The sequence below is a fragment of the Pseudomonas sp. FW305-E2 genome, assembly GCF_058782925.1.
Map to the genome: position 1 here is coordinate 94,956 of NZ_JBYSYE010000010.1, position 13,820 is coordinate 108,775.

At 63.3% G+C, this 13,820-nt stretch carries 16 protein-coding genes; all 16 read left to right on the forward strand.

Annotated features, from left to right (window positions below; translation table 11 throughout):
- Positions 1-173 precede the first annotated feature (173 nt).
- The 16 genes from fliE (at position 174) to fliQ (ending at position 13,818) form a co-directional block, all read left to right on the forward strand.
- The gene (fliE, locus tag AC3WLP_RS11460) at positions 174-506 is read left to right on the forward strand and encodes a flagellar hook-basal body complex protein FliE (protein ID WP_003254438.1); all 333 of its coding nucleotides are present in this window, start codon (positions 174-176) and stop codon (positions 504-506) included.
- A 15-nt stretch (positions 507-521) separates the two neighbouring features.
- Positions 522-2,300 carry a flagellar basal-body MS-ring/collar protein FliF gene (fliF, locus tag AC3WLP_RS11465; RefSeq protein WP_004577671.1) on the forward strand — a complete coding sequence of 593 codons (1,779 nt, stop codon included), beginning with the start codon at positions 522-524 and terminating at the stop codon, positions 2,298-2,300.
- Positions 2,293-3,312, forward strand: coding sequence for a flagellar motor switch protein FliG (gene fliG, locus AC3WLP_RS11470; protein WP_003254434.1), 1,020 nt, complete (start codon positions 2,293-2,295; stop codon positions 3,310-3,312). Before fliF ends, fliG begins: the two co-directional genes overlap by 8 nt.
- 162 nt (positions 3,313-3,474) lie before the next feature.
- Entirely contained in the window at positions 3,475-4,269 is a 795-nt protein-coding gene (gene fliH, locus AC3WLP_RS11475) for a flagellar assembly protein FliH (protein ID WP_003254431.1), read from the forward strand.
- Complete coding sequence (gene fliI, locus AC3WLP_RS11480; RefSeq protein WP_012051628.1) at positions 4,259-5,614, forward strand: flagellar protein export ATPase FliI; 1,356 nt, start codon at positions 4,259-4,261, stop codon at positions 5,612-5,614. The genes fliH and fliI overlap by 11 nt, the downstream gene beginning before the upstream one ends.
- Before the next feature lie 6 nt (positions 5,615-5,620).
- Complete coding sequence (gene fliJ, locus AC3WLP_RS11485) at positions 5,621-6,073, forward strand: flagellar export protein FliJ (RefSeq protein ID WP_012051629.1); 453 nt, start codon at positions 5,621-5,623, stop codon at positions 6,071-6,073.
- Between the two features lie 307 nt (positions 6,074-6,380).
- A complete protein-coding gene (locus tag AC3WLP_RS11490) occupies positions 6,381-6,686 on the forward strand; it encodes an STAS domain-containing protein (RefSeq protein ID WP_003254426.1) in 306 nt (101 codons plus the stop codon).
- 8 nt (positions 6,687-6,694) lie between these two features.
- Positions 6,695-8,386, forward strand: coding sequence for a fused response regulator/phosphatase (locus AC3WLP_RS11495; RefSeq protein WP_003254425.1), 1,692 nt, complete (start codon positions 6,695-6,697; stop codon positions 8,384-8,386).
- Between the two features lie 48 nt (positions 8,387-8,434).
- The gene (locus AC3WLP_RS11500; RefSeq protein WP_004577674.1) at positions 8,435-8,782 is read left to right on the forward strand and encodes an Hpt domain-containing protein; all 348 of its coding nucleotides are present in this window, start codon (positions 8,435-8,437) and stop codon (positions 8,780-8,782) included.
- 70 nt (positions 8,783-8,852) lie between these two features.
- On the forward strand, positions 8,853-10,118 hold the full coding sequence (locus tag AC3WLP_RS11505) for a flagellar hook-length control protein FliK (protein WP_088513378.1): 1,266 nt from the start codon (positions 8,853-8,855) through the stop codon (positions 10,116-10,118).
- 219 nt (positions 10,119-10,337) lie between these two features.
- On the forward strand, positions 10,338-10,835 hold the full coding sequence (gene fliL, locus AC3WLP_RS11510) for a flagellar basal body-associated protein FliL (protein WP_010955083.1): 498 nt from the start codon (positions 10,338-10,340) through the stop codon (positions 10,833-10,835).
- 9 nt (positions 10,836-10,844) lie between these two features.
- Positions 10,845-11,813, forward strand: coding sequence for a flagellar motor switch protein FliM (fliM, locus tag AC3WLP_RS11515; protein ID WP_003254418.1), 969 nt, complete (start codon positions 10,845-10,847; stop codon positions 11,811-11,813).
- Positions 11,814-11,860: 47 nt separating this feature from the next.
- The gene (gene fliN, locus AC3WLP_RS11520) at positions 11,861-12,325 is read left to right on the forward strand and encodes a flagellar motor switch protein FliN (RefSeq protein ID WP_003254417.1); all 465 of its coding nucleotides are present in this window, start codon (positions 11,861-11,863) and stop codon (positions 12,323-12,325) included.
- Positions 12,326-12,337: 12 nt separating this feature from the next.
- Positions 12,338-12,772, forward strand: a complete 435-nt coding sequence (gene fliO, locus AC3WLP_RS11525; RefSeq protein ID WP_178085899.1) for a flagellar biosynthetic protein FliO — start codon at positions 12,338-12,340, stop codon at positions 12,770-12,772.
- Positions 12,772-13,527 carry a flagellar type III secretion system pore protein FliP gene (gene fliP, locus AC3WLP_RS11530; protein WP_012051633.1) on the forward strand — a complete coding sequence of 252 codons (756 nt, stop codon included), beginning with the start codon at positions 12,772-12,774 and terminating at the stop codon, positions 13,525-13,527. Before fliO ends, fliP begins: the two co-directional genes overlap by 1 nt.
- Positions 13,528-13,548: 21 nt before the next feature.
- Entirely contained in the window at positions 13,549-13,818 is a 270-nt protein-coding gene (fliQ, locus tag AC3WLP_RS11535) for a flagellar biosynthesis protein FliQ (RefSeq protein WP_012051634.1), read from the forward strand.
- Positions 13,819-13,820: the final 2 nt, after the last annotated feature.

Below are 13,820 nucleotides of genomic sequence, written 5' to 3' on the forward strand. Positions count from 1 at the left end.
CGGAGCTGAAGTCCTGGGGCCGCTCCGCGCCCCTATCGCGACGCAAGGCCGCTCCCACAGGAATTGTGTGATCCCTGGGAAATGAGTTGCGAAGGCTGGCACCTTTGTTGCTTTAGGTAGGTCATTCGCCGCATGACTGTCAAAAAAATGCGGCCGCAGGAGAGAGAAGGGTCATGAGCCAAGGTGTTGAATTCAATCGTCTGATGTTGGACATGCGGGCCATGCAGGCCGATGCCATGTCGCTGCCCAAGGTAACGGCCGCCCCCGAGCTGGCGCCAGGGCAAAGCACCTTCGCCGACATGCTCGGCCAGGCCATCGGCAAGGTGCATGAGACGCAGCAGGCCTCGACCCAACTGGCCAACGCGTTCGAAATCGGCAAAAGCGGCGTCGACCTGACTGACGTGATGATCGCTTCGCAAAAGGCCAGCGTGTCGATGCAAGCCATGACCCAGGTACGCAACAAGCTGGTCCAGGCGTACCAGGACATCATGCAGATGCCGGTTTGAGGACGGATGTAACCCATGGCTGAAGCAGTCGTCGAAAACGCCCCCGCCAAAGCTGGCTCGCCAGCGGCCAAGCCGCCGCTGTTTGGCATGGCGTTTCTGGAAAACATCTCGCAGATGCCCATGCTGCGCCAGATCGGCCTCATGGTCGGCCTGGCGGCCAGCGTGGCCATCGGCTTTGCCGTGGTGCTGTGGTCGCAACAACCCGATTACCGTCCGTTGTACGGCAGCCTGTCGGGCATGGACACCAAGCAGGTCATGGACACCCTGGCCGCTGCTGACATCCCCTATAACGTGGAGCCCAACTCGGGGGCCCTGCTGGTCAAGGCCGACGACCTCTCCCGTGCGCGCCTGAAACTGGCAGCCGCCGGCGTGGCGCCGAGCGACGGCAATGTCGGCTTCGAGCTGCTCGACAAGGAGCAGGGCCTGGGCACCAGCCAGTTCATGGAAGCTACCCGCTACCGCCGCAGCCTTGAAGGCGAACTGGCCCGTACCGTTTCCAGCCTCAACAACGTCAAAGCCGCGCGCGTGCACCTGGCCATCCCGAAAAGTTCGGTGTTCGTGCGTGATGAACGCAAGCCCAGCGCCTCGGTACTGGTCGAGCTGTACCCAGGCCGTGCACTGGAAGCCGGGCAGGTGATGGCCATCGTCAACCTGGTCGCCACCAGCGTGCCGGAACTGGACAAATCCCAGGTCACCGTCGTCGACCAGAAAGGCAACCTGCTGTCCGAACAGATTCAGGATTCCGCGCTGACCCAGGCCGGCAAGCAGTTCGACTACAGCCGCCGGGTGGAAGGCATGCTCACCCAGCGTGTGCACAACATTCTGCAGCCGGTGTTGGGCAACGACCGCTACAAGGCCGAAGTGTCCGCCGACCTCGACTTCAGCGCGGTCGAGTCCACCTCCGAACAGTTCAACCCCGACCAGCCGGCGTTGCGCAGCGAGCAGTCGGTCGACGAACAACGTGCCAGCAGCCAAGGCCCGCAAGGCGTGCCTGGCGCGCTGAGCAACCAGCCGCCAGGCGCCGCTTCTGCACCGCAGACCACTGGTGGCGCGGCTACCCCGGCTGCTGCCATTCAGCCTGGCCAACCGCTGGTGGATGCCAACGGCCAGCAGATCATGGACCCGGCCACCGGTCAGCCGATGCTCGCGCCGTACCCGTCAGACAAACGTCAGCAAAGCACCAAGAACTTCGAGCTGGACCGTTCCATCAGCCACACCCGCCAGCAGCAGGGGCGCATGACCCGCCTGTCGGTAGCGGTGGTGGTGGACGACCAGGTCAAGATCGACCCGGCCACTGGCGATACCACGCGGGCGCCATGGGGTGCCGAGGACCTGGCGCGCTTTACCCGCCTGGTGCAGGACGCAGTCGGCTTCGATGCCAGCCGTGGCGACAGCGTGACAGTGATCAACGTGCCGTTCGCCGCCGACCGTGGCGAGGAAATCGCCGATATCGCCTTCTACCAGCAGCCGTGGTTCTGGGATATCGTCAAACAGGTGCTGGGCGTGGTGTTCATCCTGGTGCTGGTGTTCGGCGTGCTGCGGCCAGTGCTGAACAACATTACCGGGGGCGGCAAGCAGGCTGCCCCGGACAGCGACATGGAGCTGGGCGGCATGATGGGGCTGGATGGCGAACTGGCCAACGACCGCGTCAGCCTGGGTGGCCCGACAAGCATTCTGCTGCCTAGCCCGAGCGAGGGTTACGAGGCACAGCTCAACGCAATCAAAGGCCTGGTGGCCGAAGACCCGGGCCGTGTGGCTCAGGTCGTGAAAGACTGGATCAACGCCGATGAGTGATAACCGAGCCGTTACCGCCAAGCTGAGCCGCGTCGACAAGGCGGCGATCCTCCTGCTCTCGCTGGGCGAGACCGATGCGGCCCAGGTGCTGCGGCACATGGGCCCGAAGGAAGTGCAGCGGGTGGGTGTGGCCATGGCGCAGATGGGCAATGTGCACCGTGACCAGGTTGAACAGGTGATGAGCGAGTTCGTCGACATCGTCGGCGACCAGACCAGCCTGGGCGTCGGTTCTGATGCGTACATCCGCAAGATGCTCAACCAGGCCCTGGGCGAGGACAAGGCCAACGGCCTGGTCGACCGCATCCTGCTCGGCGGCAATACCAGCGGCCTGGACAGCCTAAAGTGGATGGAGCCGCGTGCCGTGGCCGACGTGATCCGCTATGAGCACCCACAGATCCAGGCCATCGTGGTCGCCTACCTCGACCCGGACCAGGCCGGTGAAGTGCTGAGCAACTTCGACCACAAGGTGCGCCTGGACATCGTCCTGCGCGTGTCATCGCTGAACACCGTGCAACCCGCGGCGCTGAAGGAGCTGAACCAGATTCTCGAGAAGCAGTTCTCGGGCAACTCCAACGCCGCGCGTACCACCCTGGGTGGCATCAAGCGGGCGGCCGACATCATGAACTTCCTCGACAGCTCGGTGGAAGGCGCACTGATGGACGCGATCCGCGAAATCGACAGCGACCTGTCGGAGCAGATCGAAGACCTGATGTTCGTCTTCAACAACCTGGCCGACGTCGACGACCGGGGCATCCAGGCGCTGTTGCGCGAAGTGTCCTCCGACGTGTTGGTGGTGTCGCTCAAGGGCGCCGACGAGCGGGTCAAGGACAAGATCTTCAAGAACATGTCCAAACGTGCTTCGGAGTTGCTGCGCGACGATCTGGAGGCCAAAGGGCCGGTACGGGTCAGCGACGTGGAAACCGCGCAGAAAGAAATCCTCACCATTGCCCGGCGTATGGCCGAGGCCGGCGAGATCGTGCTTGGCGGCAAGGGCGCCGAGGAAATGATCTAAGGTATTCGCGATCCCATGGCCGACGCCGCCTTTTGTAGGCGCGGGTTTACCCGCGAAGGCGTCGGCCCTGGCAATCGAGGTTGTCGCTGCCGACGCATTCGCGGGTGAACCCGCTCCTACAAGGGACCGTGTCGGCCGAACATGGTTTGAGAACATGACAGCATGCCCACCAAAGAACACCACCCCAGCGACCTGATCCGCGCCCGCGACCTCGAGGGCGTGGACGTGTGGACGCTGCCCAGCTTCGACCCGGAACCGGAGCCTGCGCCCGAGCCAGAGCCGGAACCCGAGGTCATCGCGGAAGAAGTCGAGGAAGTGCCGCTGGAAGAAGTCCAGCCACTGACCCTGGAAGAGCTCGAAGCCATCCGTCAGGAGGCCTACAACGAGGGCTTCGCCACCGGGGAGCGCGAGGGCTTCCACAGCACTCAGCTCAAAGTCCGCCAGGAGGCCGAAGAGGCCCTGAAGGCCAAGCTGGACAGCCTCGAGCGGCTGATGGCCAACCTGATGGAGCCGATCGCCGAGCAGGATACGCAGATCGAGAAAAGCCTGGTGCACCTGATCGCGCACATGAGCCGTCAGGTGATTGGCCGCGAGCTGCGCAACGATTCCAGCCAGATCACTCAGGTGCTGCGCGAAGCGCTCAAGCTGCTGCCCATGGGCGCGGACAATATCCGCATCCACCTCAACCCGCAGGATTTCGAGCTGGCCAAGGCCCTGCGCGAACGCCATGAGGAGAACTGGCGGCTGCTGGAAGACAGCGCGCTGCTACCGGGTGGTTGCCGCATCGAGACGGCCCACAGCCGTATCGATGCCACCATGGAAACGCGTATCGAAAAAGCGGTGGCGCAGCTGTTCGACCAGTTGCACGACCATTCCCTGCACCCGGCGGCGCCAGACATGACGATAGACCTGGACGCGCCGGCCGAGCGTGCCGTGGACAGCCCAGATGCACCTTGAACGCACCAGTTTCGGCAAGCGCCTAGGCTCTTACGCTGAGGCCATCGCGCTGCCGGCCCAGCCCATCGTCGAAGGCCGCTTGCTGCGTATGGTTGGCCTCACCCTGGAAGCCGAAGGCCTGCGCGCAGCAGTCGGCAGCCGCTGTTTGGTGATCAACGATGACAGTTATCACCCGGTGCAGGTCGAAGCCGAAGTCATGGGCTTTGCCGGGCCCAAGGTGTTTCTGATGCCGGTGGGCAGTATCGTCGGCATCGCGCCGGGGGCCCGGGTAGTGCCGCTGGATGACGGCGGCCGCCTGCCCATGGGTATGAGCATGCTGGGCCGGGTGCTCGACGGCGCCGGCCGTGCGCTGGATGGCAAGGGCGGGATGAAGGCCGAGGACTGGGTGCCGATGGACGGCCCGGTGATCAACCCGCTCAACCGCGACCCTATCAGCAAGCCGTTGGATGTGGGCATTCGCAGTATCAACGGCCTGCTTACCGTCGGCCGTGGCCAGCGGCTAGGCCTGTTTGCCGGTACCGGGGTGGGTAAATCGGTGCTGCTGGGCATGATGACCCGTTTCACCGAGGCCGAAATCATCGTGGTCGGCCTGATCGGTGAGCGGGGGCGCGAGGTGAAGGAGTTCATCGAGCACATCCTCGGTGAGGAGGGCCTCAAGCGCTCGGTGGTGGTGGCTTCGCCGGCCGACGATGCGCCGCTGATGCGCCTGCGCGCCGCCATGTATTGCACACGCATTGCCGAGTACTTCCGCGACAAAGGCAAGAATGTGCTGTTGCTGATGGACTCGTTGACCCGTTTCGCCCAGGCCCAGCGGGAAATTGCCCTGGCCATCGGCGAGCCACCGGCCACCCGGGGTTACCCGCCCTCGGTGTTCGCCAAGCTGCCCAAGCTAGTGGAGCGGGCAGGCAATGGCGAACCTGGCGGTGGTTCGATCACTGCGTTCTATACCGTGCTGTCTGAAGGCGACGATCAGCAAGACCCGATCGCCGACTCGGCGCGGGGCGTGCTTGACGGCCACTTTGTGCTGTCGCGTCGGCTGGCTGAGGAGGGCCATTACCCGGCCATCGACATCGAAGCGTCGATCAGCCGGGTCATGCCCCAAGTGGTCGATGCCGACCACTTGCGCCAGGCGCAGAAGTTCAAGCAACTGTGGTCGCGTCTGTCGCAAAGCCGCGACCTGATCAGCGTGGGTGCCTATGTGGCCGGCGGTGATCCGGAGACCGACCTGGCCATTGCCTTGCAATCGAAGCTGGTTGAGTTCCTGCGCCAAGGCCTGGGCGAGAATGTGGGCATGGCGCAGAGCCGCGAACAGCTGGGGGCAATTTTCACGCCCCCGGCAGGTTGATAAGCCATGGCGCTGCCCGGACGTGCCGCGCGCCTGGCGCCGGTGGTGGACATGGCCGAAGAGGCCGAGCGCAAGGCGGCTCAGCGCCTTGGCCATTTCCAGCAGCAGGTGGCCACGGCCCAGGCCAAGCTGGCTGAGCTGGAGCGCTTTCGCGAGGATTACCAGTTGCAGTGGATCAACCGCGGCGGGCAAGGGGTCAATGGCAGCTGGCTGGTCAATTATCAGCGTTTTCTGGGGCAGCTGGAAACGGCCATGACCCAGCAGCGGCAAAGCCTGGTCTGGCACCAGAACAACCTCAATAATGCCCGTGGTGCCTGGCAGCAGGCCTATGCCCGGGTGGAAGGTTTGCGCAAGCTGGTACAGCGCTACCAGGACGAGGCCCGGCGCGCTGAAGACAAGCGCGAGCAGCGCTTGCTGGATGAGCTGTCGCAGCGCCTACCGCGGCAAAACCCTCTATAGGTGTTCGCCGCAGGCCTTGCAGCGGAATAATTGGCCCGAAACAAATGCGATGTCTTGCCCGCGAATGCGGTGGCGGCTGCGACGGTGTATGACCGGGTATATTGGCTGGCAGGTCCGGCCTATTCGCGGGTGAACCCGCTCCTACCACGGTATTGGGCGACACCACCGATTGATGTAGGAGCGGGTTTACCCGCGAAGAGGCCGTACAGGCCATCAAAGCCACGAGCCTGCATCCGCTTGCCACCCCCACCATCGCCTGCTAAACCTTAGAGCAGTTGCATCCGCCATCATCGAAGGAATCGCTAGCATGGCAGTCGAGACTGATTTTTCGCAGGACGGGAAAAAGCTGACCATCAAGATCAAGGGGCGCTTCGATTTCGGCAAGCATCAGGAGTTTCGCGACGCCTACGAACGCCAGCCCAGGCGCCCGGATTCGGTGGTCGTCGACCTGAAGGACACCACCTACCTCGACAGCTCCGCGCTGGGCATGCTGCTGTTGCTGCGCGACCACGCGGGCGGCGACGAGTCGGATGTGCGGGTAGTGCATGCCAGCTCCGACGTGCGCAAGATTCTCGCTATCTCCAATTTCGAAAAACTCTTCGATATCAGTTGAGCGCCGACATGCCGGCCGAACAGGCGTTGACCGTGCTGGTCGCCGAAGACAGTGCTGTCGATCGCCTTCTGCTTGCGCAGATCGTGCGCCGCCAGGGGCATCAGGTATTCACTGCGGAAAACGGCGAGCAGGCGGTAGCGCTGTACCTCGAGCGGCGCCCGCAACTGGTGCTGCTGGACGCCCTGATGCCGGTCATGGATGGCTTCGAGGCGGCGCGGCAGATCAAGGCATTGGCTGGCGAGGCGCTGGTGCCGATCATTTTCCTGACGTCGCTGAATGAAGAAGAAGGCCTGGTGCGTTGCCTGGAGGCGGGGGGCGATGATTTCATGGCCAAGCCCTACAGTGCGGTGATCCTCGCTGCCAAGATTCGCGCCATGGACCGTCTGCGTCGCTTGCAGGCAACGGTACTGGAACAGCGTGACCAGATCACCCGGCATCACCATCACCTGCTTAACGAGCAGCGGGTCGCCAAGGCGGTGTTCGACAAGGTGGCCCACTCGGGTTGCCTTTCTGCACCCAACATTCGCTACCTGCAATCGCCTTACGCGCTGTTCAATGGCGACCTGATGCTGGCGGCATTTACCCCGGCCGGCGACATGCGTGTGCTGCTTGGCGATTTCACCGGTCATGGCCTGCCGGCGGCGGTCGGCGCCATGCCGATGGCTGAGGTGTTCTACGGCATGACCGCCAAGGGCTACGGCATGGCGCAGATCCTGCGCGAGATGAATGCCAAGCTCAAGCGCATCCTGCCGGTGGACATGTTCTGCTGTGCGCTGCTGCTCAACCTCAGCATGCAGCGCGGCTCGGTGGAGGTATGGAATGGCGGTATGCCTGATGGCTATCGCCTGTCGGTGGATGGCCAAGTGCTGTCGGCACTGAGTTCGCGGCACCTGCCGCTGGGCATTCTGGCCGCTGAGCGCTTCGATGACAGCACAGAGGTGTTGCCGCTGGCACCGGGCGAGCGCCTGTTGCTGCTGTCAGACGGTGTGCTCGATACCGCCGACGACCAGGAGCGCCTGTTTGGCGTACAGCGCCTGCGAGCGGTGCTGGCCGACAACCGCGACCCTGTGCAGTTGTTCGATGAGCTGATGCTGGCCCTGGAGCGTTTTGGTGGGCAGCCACGCGATGACATCAGCTTGTGCGATATTCGCATGTTCACTGCCGAGGAGCGGGTGCCGGCACCGATGATCTACTCTGATAGTGGCCGCTCCAGCCCGCTGGACTGGTCGCTGAGCTTCGAAGTGCGTGGCGAAAGCCTTAAGCGCTTCAACCCTGTGCCTTACCTGGTGCAGTTGTTGCAAGAAATTCATGGCCTGCGCGCGCGTACCGGCAACTTGCACAGTGTGCTTAGCGAGTTGTATGCCAATGCGCTTGAGCATGGTGTGCTGGGCCTGGACTCACAGCTCAAGCGCGATGTGCAGGGCTTTACCGACTATTACCAGGAGCGCGCCCGGCGCCTGGGCTCGCTGACCGAAGGCTTTGTAAGCATCGATTTCAAGGTTGAACCGCATGGCGGCGGTGGGCGTCTGATGATCGAGGTGCGCGACAGCGGTGCCGGCTTCGACGTGCAGCAAGTGCTTGCGCGGCCTTCGCTGGATCAGGGGCTGAGCGGTCGCGGTCTGAATCTGGTGCGGCAGTTGGCCAGTGACGCGCGCTGGAGTGAAGGCGGGCGTTGCGCGCATGTGGAGTTCGTATGGTGAGCCACGGGTTGGCTCGGGCATAATCTGGCTTGATCAAGGAGTGAACAAGTGACTGACATGCATATTGACCACAAGGTACTCAGTGACCTGCGTGAGGTCATGGAAGATGGCTACCTGCAGTTGGTGCAGACTTTTCTCGACGACTCAGAGCGGCGTCTTGGCCAGCTGCACGCGGCCAAAAGCGCCGAGGAGCTTGGCGCGGCAGCCCACAGTTTCAAGGGCAGCAGCAGCAACATGGGCGCGGTGGCCTTGGCCAGCCTGTGCCAGCAGCTCGAAGAGCGCGCACGGCGGCCCCCGTTATATGGAATTGAAGACTTGATCAGCCGCATCGACATGGAATTCGTCGTGGTGCAGCACTTTTACCGCGGTGAGCAGCAACGTATTTCCGCAGGCTGATACGCGAGTTGGCGCGAGTCTTGCCTGTCTCTGCCCCGATGATTTTTGTTTCTGGCGCGGAGACCGCTCGATGCCTGTCGCACCCAACCCTTTGTTGCAAGCCAATGCCATTGCCAAGACCTCGCGTTCGGCCGCCGTGCAGGCGGACAAGCCGCTGCAGGCGCTGGGCGACAAGGGCGATGCCTTTGGCCAGGTGATGGCCAGGCAGGGCCGCGACAAGGTTACCGGGCAGGACGACAAGGTTGCTCAAGCCAAGCCCAAGGACAAACCTGATGCGGCAGCCGGCGGCAAGAAAGACCCGGCTGGCAAAGCTGCAGTTGCCGATGACGGCAACAAGTTGCCAAAAGAGGATTCGGCCCAGGCCGATACGGGTGTGCGTGATGCCAGCCTGGTGGCCGGTCAGGTCACTGATGCCCAGCCCGGCGCACAACTGATCCAGGCGCAGGCCGAGGCGGTGGCGCCCGTGCTGCAGGCGGCCACGGCGCAAACCCAGGTCGCCGCGGCACTGCCTGAAGAGCCGTCCGGCGAGGAGGCCTTCGATCCGGATGCTGACCCTCTGGCCAACCTGCCAACCCTGCGCTTCGCGCTGGAGCACAGTGCCCAGGCCAAGGGTGGCACCTCGGCACATGCCCTCGATGCTGCCCAGGCTCAGGGCGAGGAAGGGCAGGCGGCCGTCAATACCTTGGCGAATTTGGTCGAGAATGCCGATGGCGAAAGCACCGAATCCGGTGACAAGGCTTTTGGCAGCTTGCTTGAGGACGGCCTGAAAGACACCAAGAGTGCCAGCAGCGACACCCGCATCGATGATTTTGCCAACCGCCTGGCCAGCCTGACCCAGGCGGCCACGGCCAAGACCGCCAATGCCGTGCCGGCCAATGCGAACCCGCTGCATCAGCCATTGCCAATGAACCAGAACGCTTGGGCAGAAGGCCTGGTCAACCGGGTCATGTACCTGTCCAGCCAGAACCTCAAGTCGGCTGATATCCAGCTGGAGCCAGCAGAACTCGGTCGCCTCGACATTCGCGTCAATGTTGCGGCGGACCAGGCGACCCAGGTCACCTTCATCAGCGGCCACGCCGGCGTACGTGATGCCCTCGACAGCCAGGTGCACCGCCTGCGCGAACTGTTTGCCCAGCAGGGGTTGGCGCAGCCGGATGTCAACGTGGCTGACCAGTCGCGCGGGCAGCAACAACAGCAGGGGCAGGCGCAGGGCAGCAACTTTTCCGGGGTGGCGGCGCGCCGCTCCGAGCAGGGTGGGGTCGAGGCGGTCGATAGCGCCCGGCCTTTGGAGCAGCAGGTGGTTGTCGGCGACAGTGCGGTCGATTACTACGCCTGATAACGGTTGGCCTGGGCTGGCTTCTTCGCGGGCGAGCCCGCTCCAACAGGCGTTTCGTTGATTTCGAACCCTGTGCGGTAGCTGTGGGAGCGGGCGTGGCCGCGAAGCAGCCAGCACCGCAAAACCTGCTGGAATCCATCCCCTGCAAAATCTGGCATAACACTTGCTCAAGCCAAGCCATCCTCCCTTGAACCCCCCGATGGACGACGGATTATTGGCATGGCGAAGAGCGAAGCAGTCAAAGACCCCGCCACTAAAGGCAAACTCAAGCTGATCCTGCTGGCTGTCGTCGGCCTTTTGCTGGCGATCGGCCTTTCGGTGGGCGCTACCTGGTTCATCATGCACAAGAGCGAGCCGGCTCCGGCCGCCGAGGCCACGGCCAGCAACGTCAAGCCAGGGGCGATCTACGAGGCGCTGACCCCGGCCTTCGTGGTCAACTTCAACCAGAACGGCCGCCAGCGCTACATGCAGCTGAGCATCACTCTGCAGGCGCGTAACCAGGCCGACCTGGATGCCCTCAAGGTGCACATGCCGGTGATCCGCAACAACCTGGTGATGATGTTCTCCGGGCAAGGGTTCGACACCCTCGCCAGCAGCCCGGTAGGGCAGGAGATGCTGCGCCAGAAGGCCACCGCGGTGGTCCAGGAAGTGGCGCAGAAGGAAGTCGGCAAGCCGGTCATCGACCAGTTGCTGTTCACCAATTTCGTATTGCAGTAGGAGTCCGCAATGGCCGTACAGGACCTGCTGTCCCAGGATGAAATCGATGCCCTGTTGCACGGTGTCGACGACGGGCTGGTGCAGACCGAGAGTGCATCCGAGCCTGGCAGTATCAAAAGCTACGACCTGACCAGTCAGGACCGTATCGTGCGGGGTCGCATGCCGACCCTGGAAATGATCAACGAGCGCTTCGCCCGCTACACCCGTATCAGCATGTTCAACCTGCTACGCCGCTCCGCGGACGTGGCCGTGGGTGGCGTGCAGGTCATGAAGTTCGGCGAATACGTGCATTCGCTGTACGTGCCCACCAGCCTCAACCTGGTCAAGATCAAGCCGCTGCGCGGCACATCGCTGTTCATCCTCGACGCCAAGCTGGTGTTCAAGCTGGTGGACAACTTTTTTGGCGGCGATGGCCGCCACGCCAAGATCGAAGGGCGTGAGTTCACCCCGACCGAACTGCGTGTGGTGCGCATGGTGCTGGACCAGTGTTTCGTCGACCTCAAGGAAGCCTGGCAGGCGATCATGCCGGTCAGCTTCGAGTACATGAACTCCGAGGTCAACCCGGCCATGGCCAACATTGTCGGCCCCAGCGAGGCGGTGGTGGTGTCCACCTTCCACATCGAACTGGACGGCGGCGGCGGCGATCTGCACGTGACCATGCCGTACTCGATGATCGAGCCGGTGCGGGAAATGCTCGACGCCGGTTTCCAGTCGGACCTGGACGACCAGGACGAGCGCTGGGTCAAGGCCCTGCGCGAGGACGTGCTGGACGTGGCCGTGCCAATGACCGCCACGGTCGCCCGACGCCAGCTGAAGCTGCGCGACATCCTGCACATGCAGCCGGGTGACGTGATCCCGGTGGAACTGCCCGAGCACCTGGTGCTGCGCGCTAACGGGGTGCCAGCGTTCAAGGCGCGGCTGGGCTCGCACAAGGGCAACCTGGCCCTGCAGATCATTGACCCGATCGAACGCCGCTGACGGTGTGCCGGTCGCTTACAACGAATTGAATGCCTGTCGAGGAAATCATGGCTAACGAAAACGAGATCACCTCCCCAGAGGACCAGGCACTGGCCGATGAGTGGGCCGCAGCGTTGGAAGAAACCGGTTCTGCCGGCCAGGCCGACATCGATGCACTGCTGGGCGGGGACACCGGCAGCAGCGGCCCGGGCCGCCTGCCGATGGAAGAATTCGCCAGCTCGCCGAAGCCGAACGAAAATGTCAGCCTCGAAGGCCCGAACCTGGACGTGATCCTGGACATCCCGGTGAACATTTCCATGGAGGTGGGCAGCACCGAGATCAACATCCGCAACTTGCTGCAGCTCAACCAGGGCTCGGTGATCGAGCTCGACCGTCTGGCCGGCGAGCCGCTCGACGTGCTGGTCAACGGCACGCTGATCGCCCATGGCGAAGTGGTCGTGGTCAACGAAAAGTTCGGCATCCGCCTGACCGACGTGATCAGCCCCAGCGAACGTATCAAGAAGCTGCGCTGAGTGAAGGGCACGATGCGCGCCATCGCTGCGGCAGCGGTGCTTTTCGCCAGCCACGCCTGCCTGGCGGCGGCCTCGCCAGCGGCCACCCCGGTGGCTCAACCTGGCAGTCTCGGCGGGCAGTTGGCGCAGATGGTCTTGGGCCTGCTGCTGGTGGTGGGCCTGATCTTCTTCCTGGCCTGGCTGCTGCGGCGCCTGCAGAGCACCGCTGTGAAGGGTGGGCAGGTGATCGAGATTGTCGGCAGCCGTGCCATCGGCCCGCGTGACCGCCTGCTGCTGGTGCAGGTAGGCAAGGAGCAGATCCTGATAGGCCATACCCCCGGCACCATCGAGGCCCTGCATGTACTGGCCGAACCCGTGGAAGTACCGGCAAGCGTCCGTCAGGCGACGCCGGAGTTTGCCCAGCGGCTGATGGAGCTCATGGGCAAGGACCCTAAGGACAACAAGTGATGAGCGGCGCGCTGCGTACGTTGTTGACTCTGGCGCTGCTGCTGGCTGCGCCGCTGGCCCTGGCCGCCGACCCGCTGTCGATTCCGGCCATCACCCTGTCCAACACCCCGGACGGGCAACAGGAATATTCGGTCAGCCTGCAAATCCTGCTGATCATGACCGCGCTGAGCTTCATCCCGGCGTTCGTCATTCTGATGACCAGCTTTACCCGCATCATCATCGTGTTTTCGATTTTGCGCCAGGCCCTGGGCCTGCAGCAGACGCCCTCGAACCAGTTGCTCAACGGCATGGCGCTTTTCCTGACCATGTTCATCATGGCCCCGGTGTTCGAGCGAGTGAACCAGGATGCCCTGCAGCCGTACCTGAAGGAGCAGATGACTGCCCAGCAGGCGATCGACAAAGCCCAGGGCCCGCTCAAGGACTTCATGCTGGCGCAAACCCGGCAGAGCGACCTTGACTTGTTCATGCGCCTGTCCAAGCGCACCGACATCGCCGGCCCCGACCAGGTGCCGCTGACGATCCTGGTGCCGGCATTCGTCACGTCGGAGCTCAAGACCGCGTTCCAGATCGGGTTCATGATCTTCATCCCGTTCCTGATCATCGACATGGTCGTGGCCAGTGTGCTGATGGCCATGGGTATGATGATGCTGTCGCCGCTGATCATCTCGCTGCCGTTCAAGATCATGCTGTTCGTGCTGGTCGACGGCTGGGCGCTGATCATGGGCACCCTGGCCAGCAGTTTCGGCGGCGTCTGACGCCGTCAAGGAGAGCCGCCGATGACACCTGAAGTTGCTGTCGACCTGTTCCGTGACGCCCTGTGGCTGACCACCCTGCTGGTCGCCGTGCTGGTTGTGCCAAGCCTGTTGGTGGGTCTGGTGGTGGCGATGTTCCAGGCAGCCACGCAGATCAACGAGCAGACCCTGAGCTTTCTGCCGCGCCTGCTGGTGATGCTGATCACGCTGATCATTGCCGGGCCGTGGCTGGTGCAGAAGTTCATGGAGTACATCACCAGCCTATACACCAGCATCCCGCAGCTGATTGGTTGACG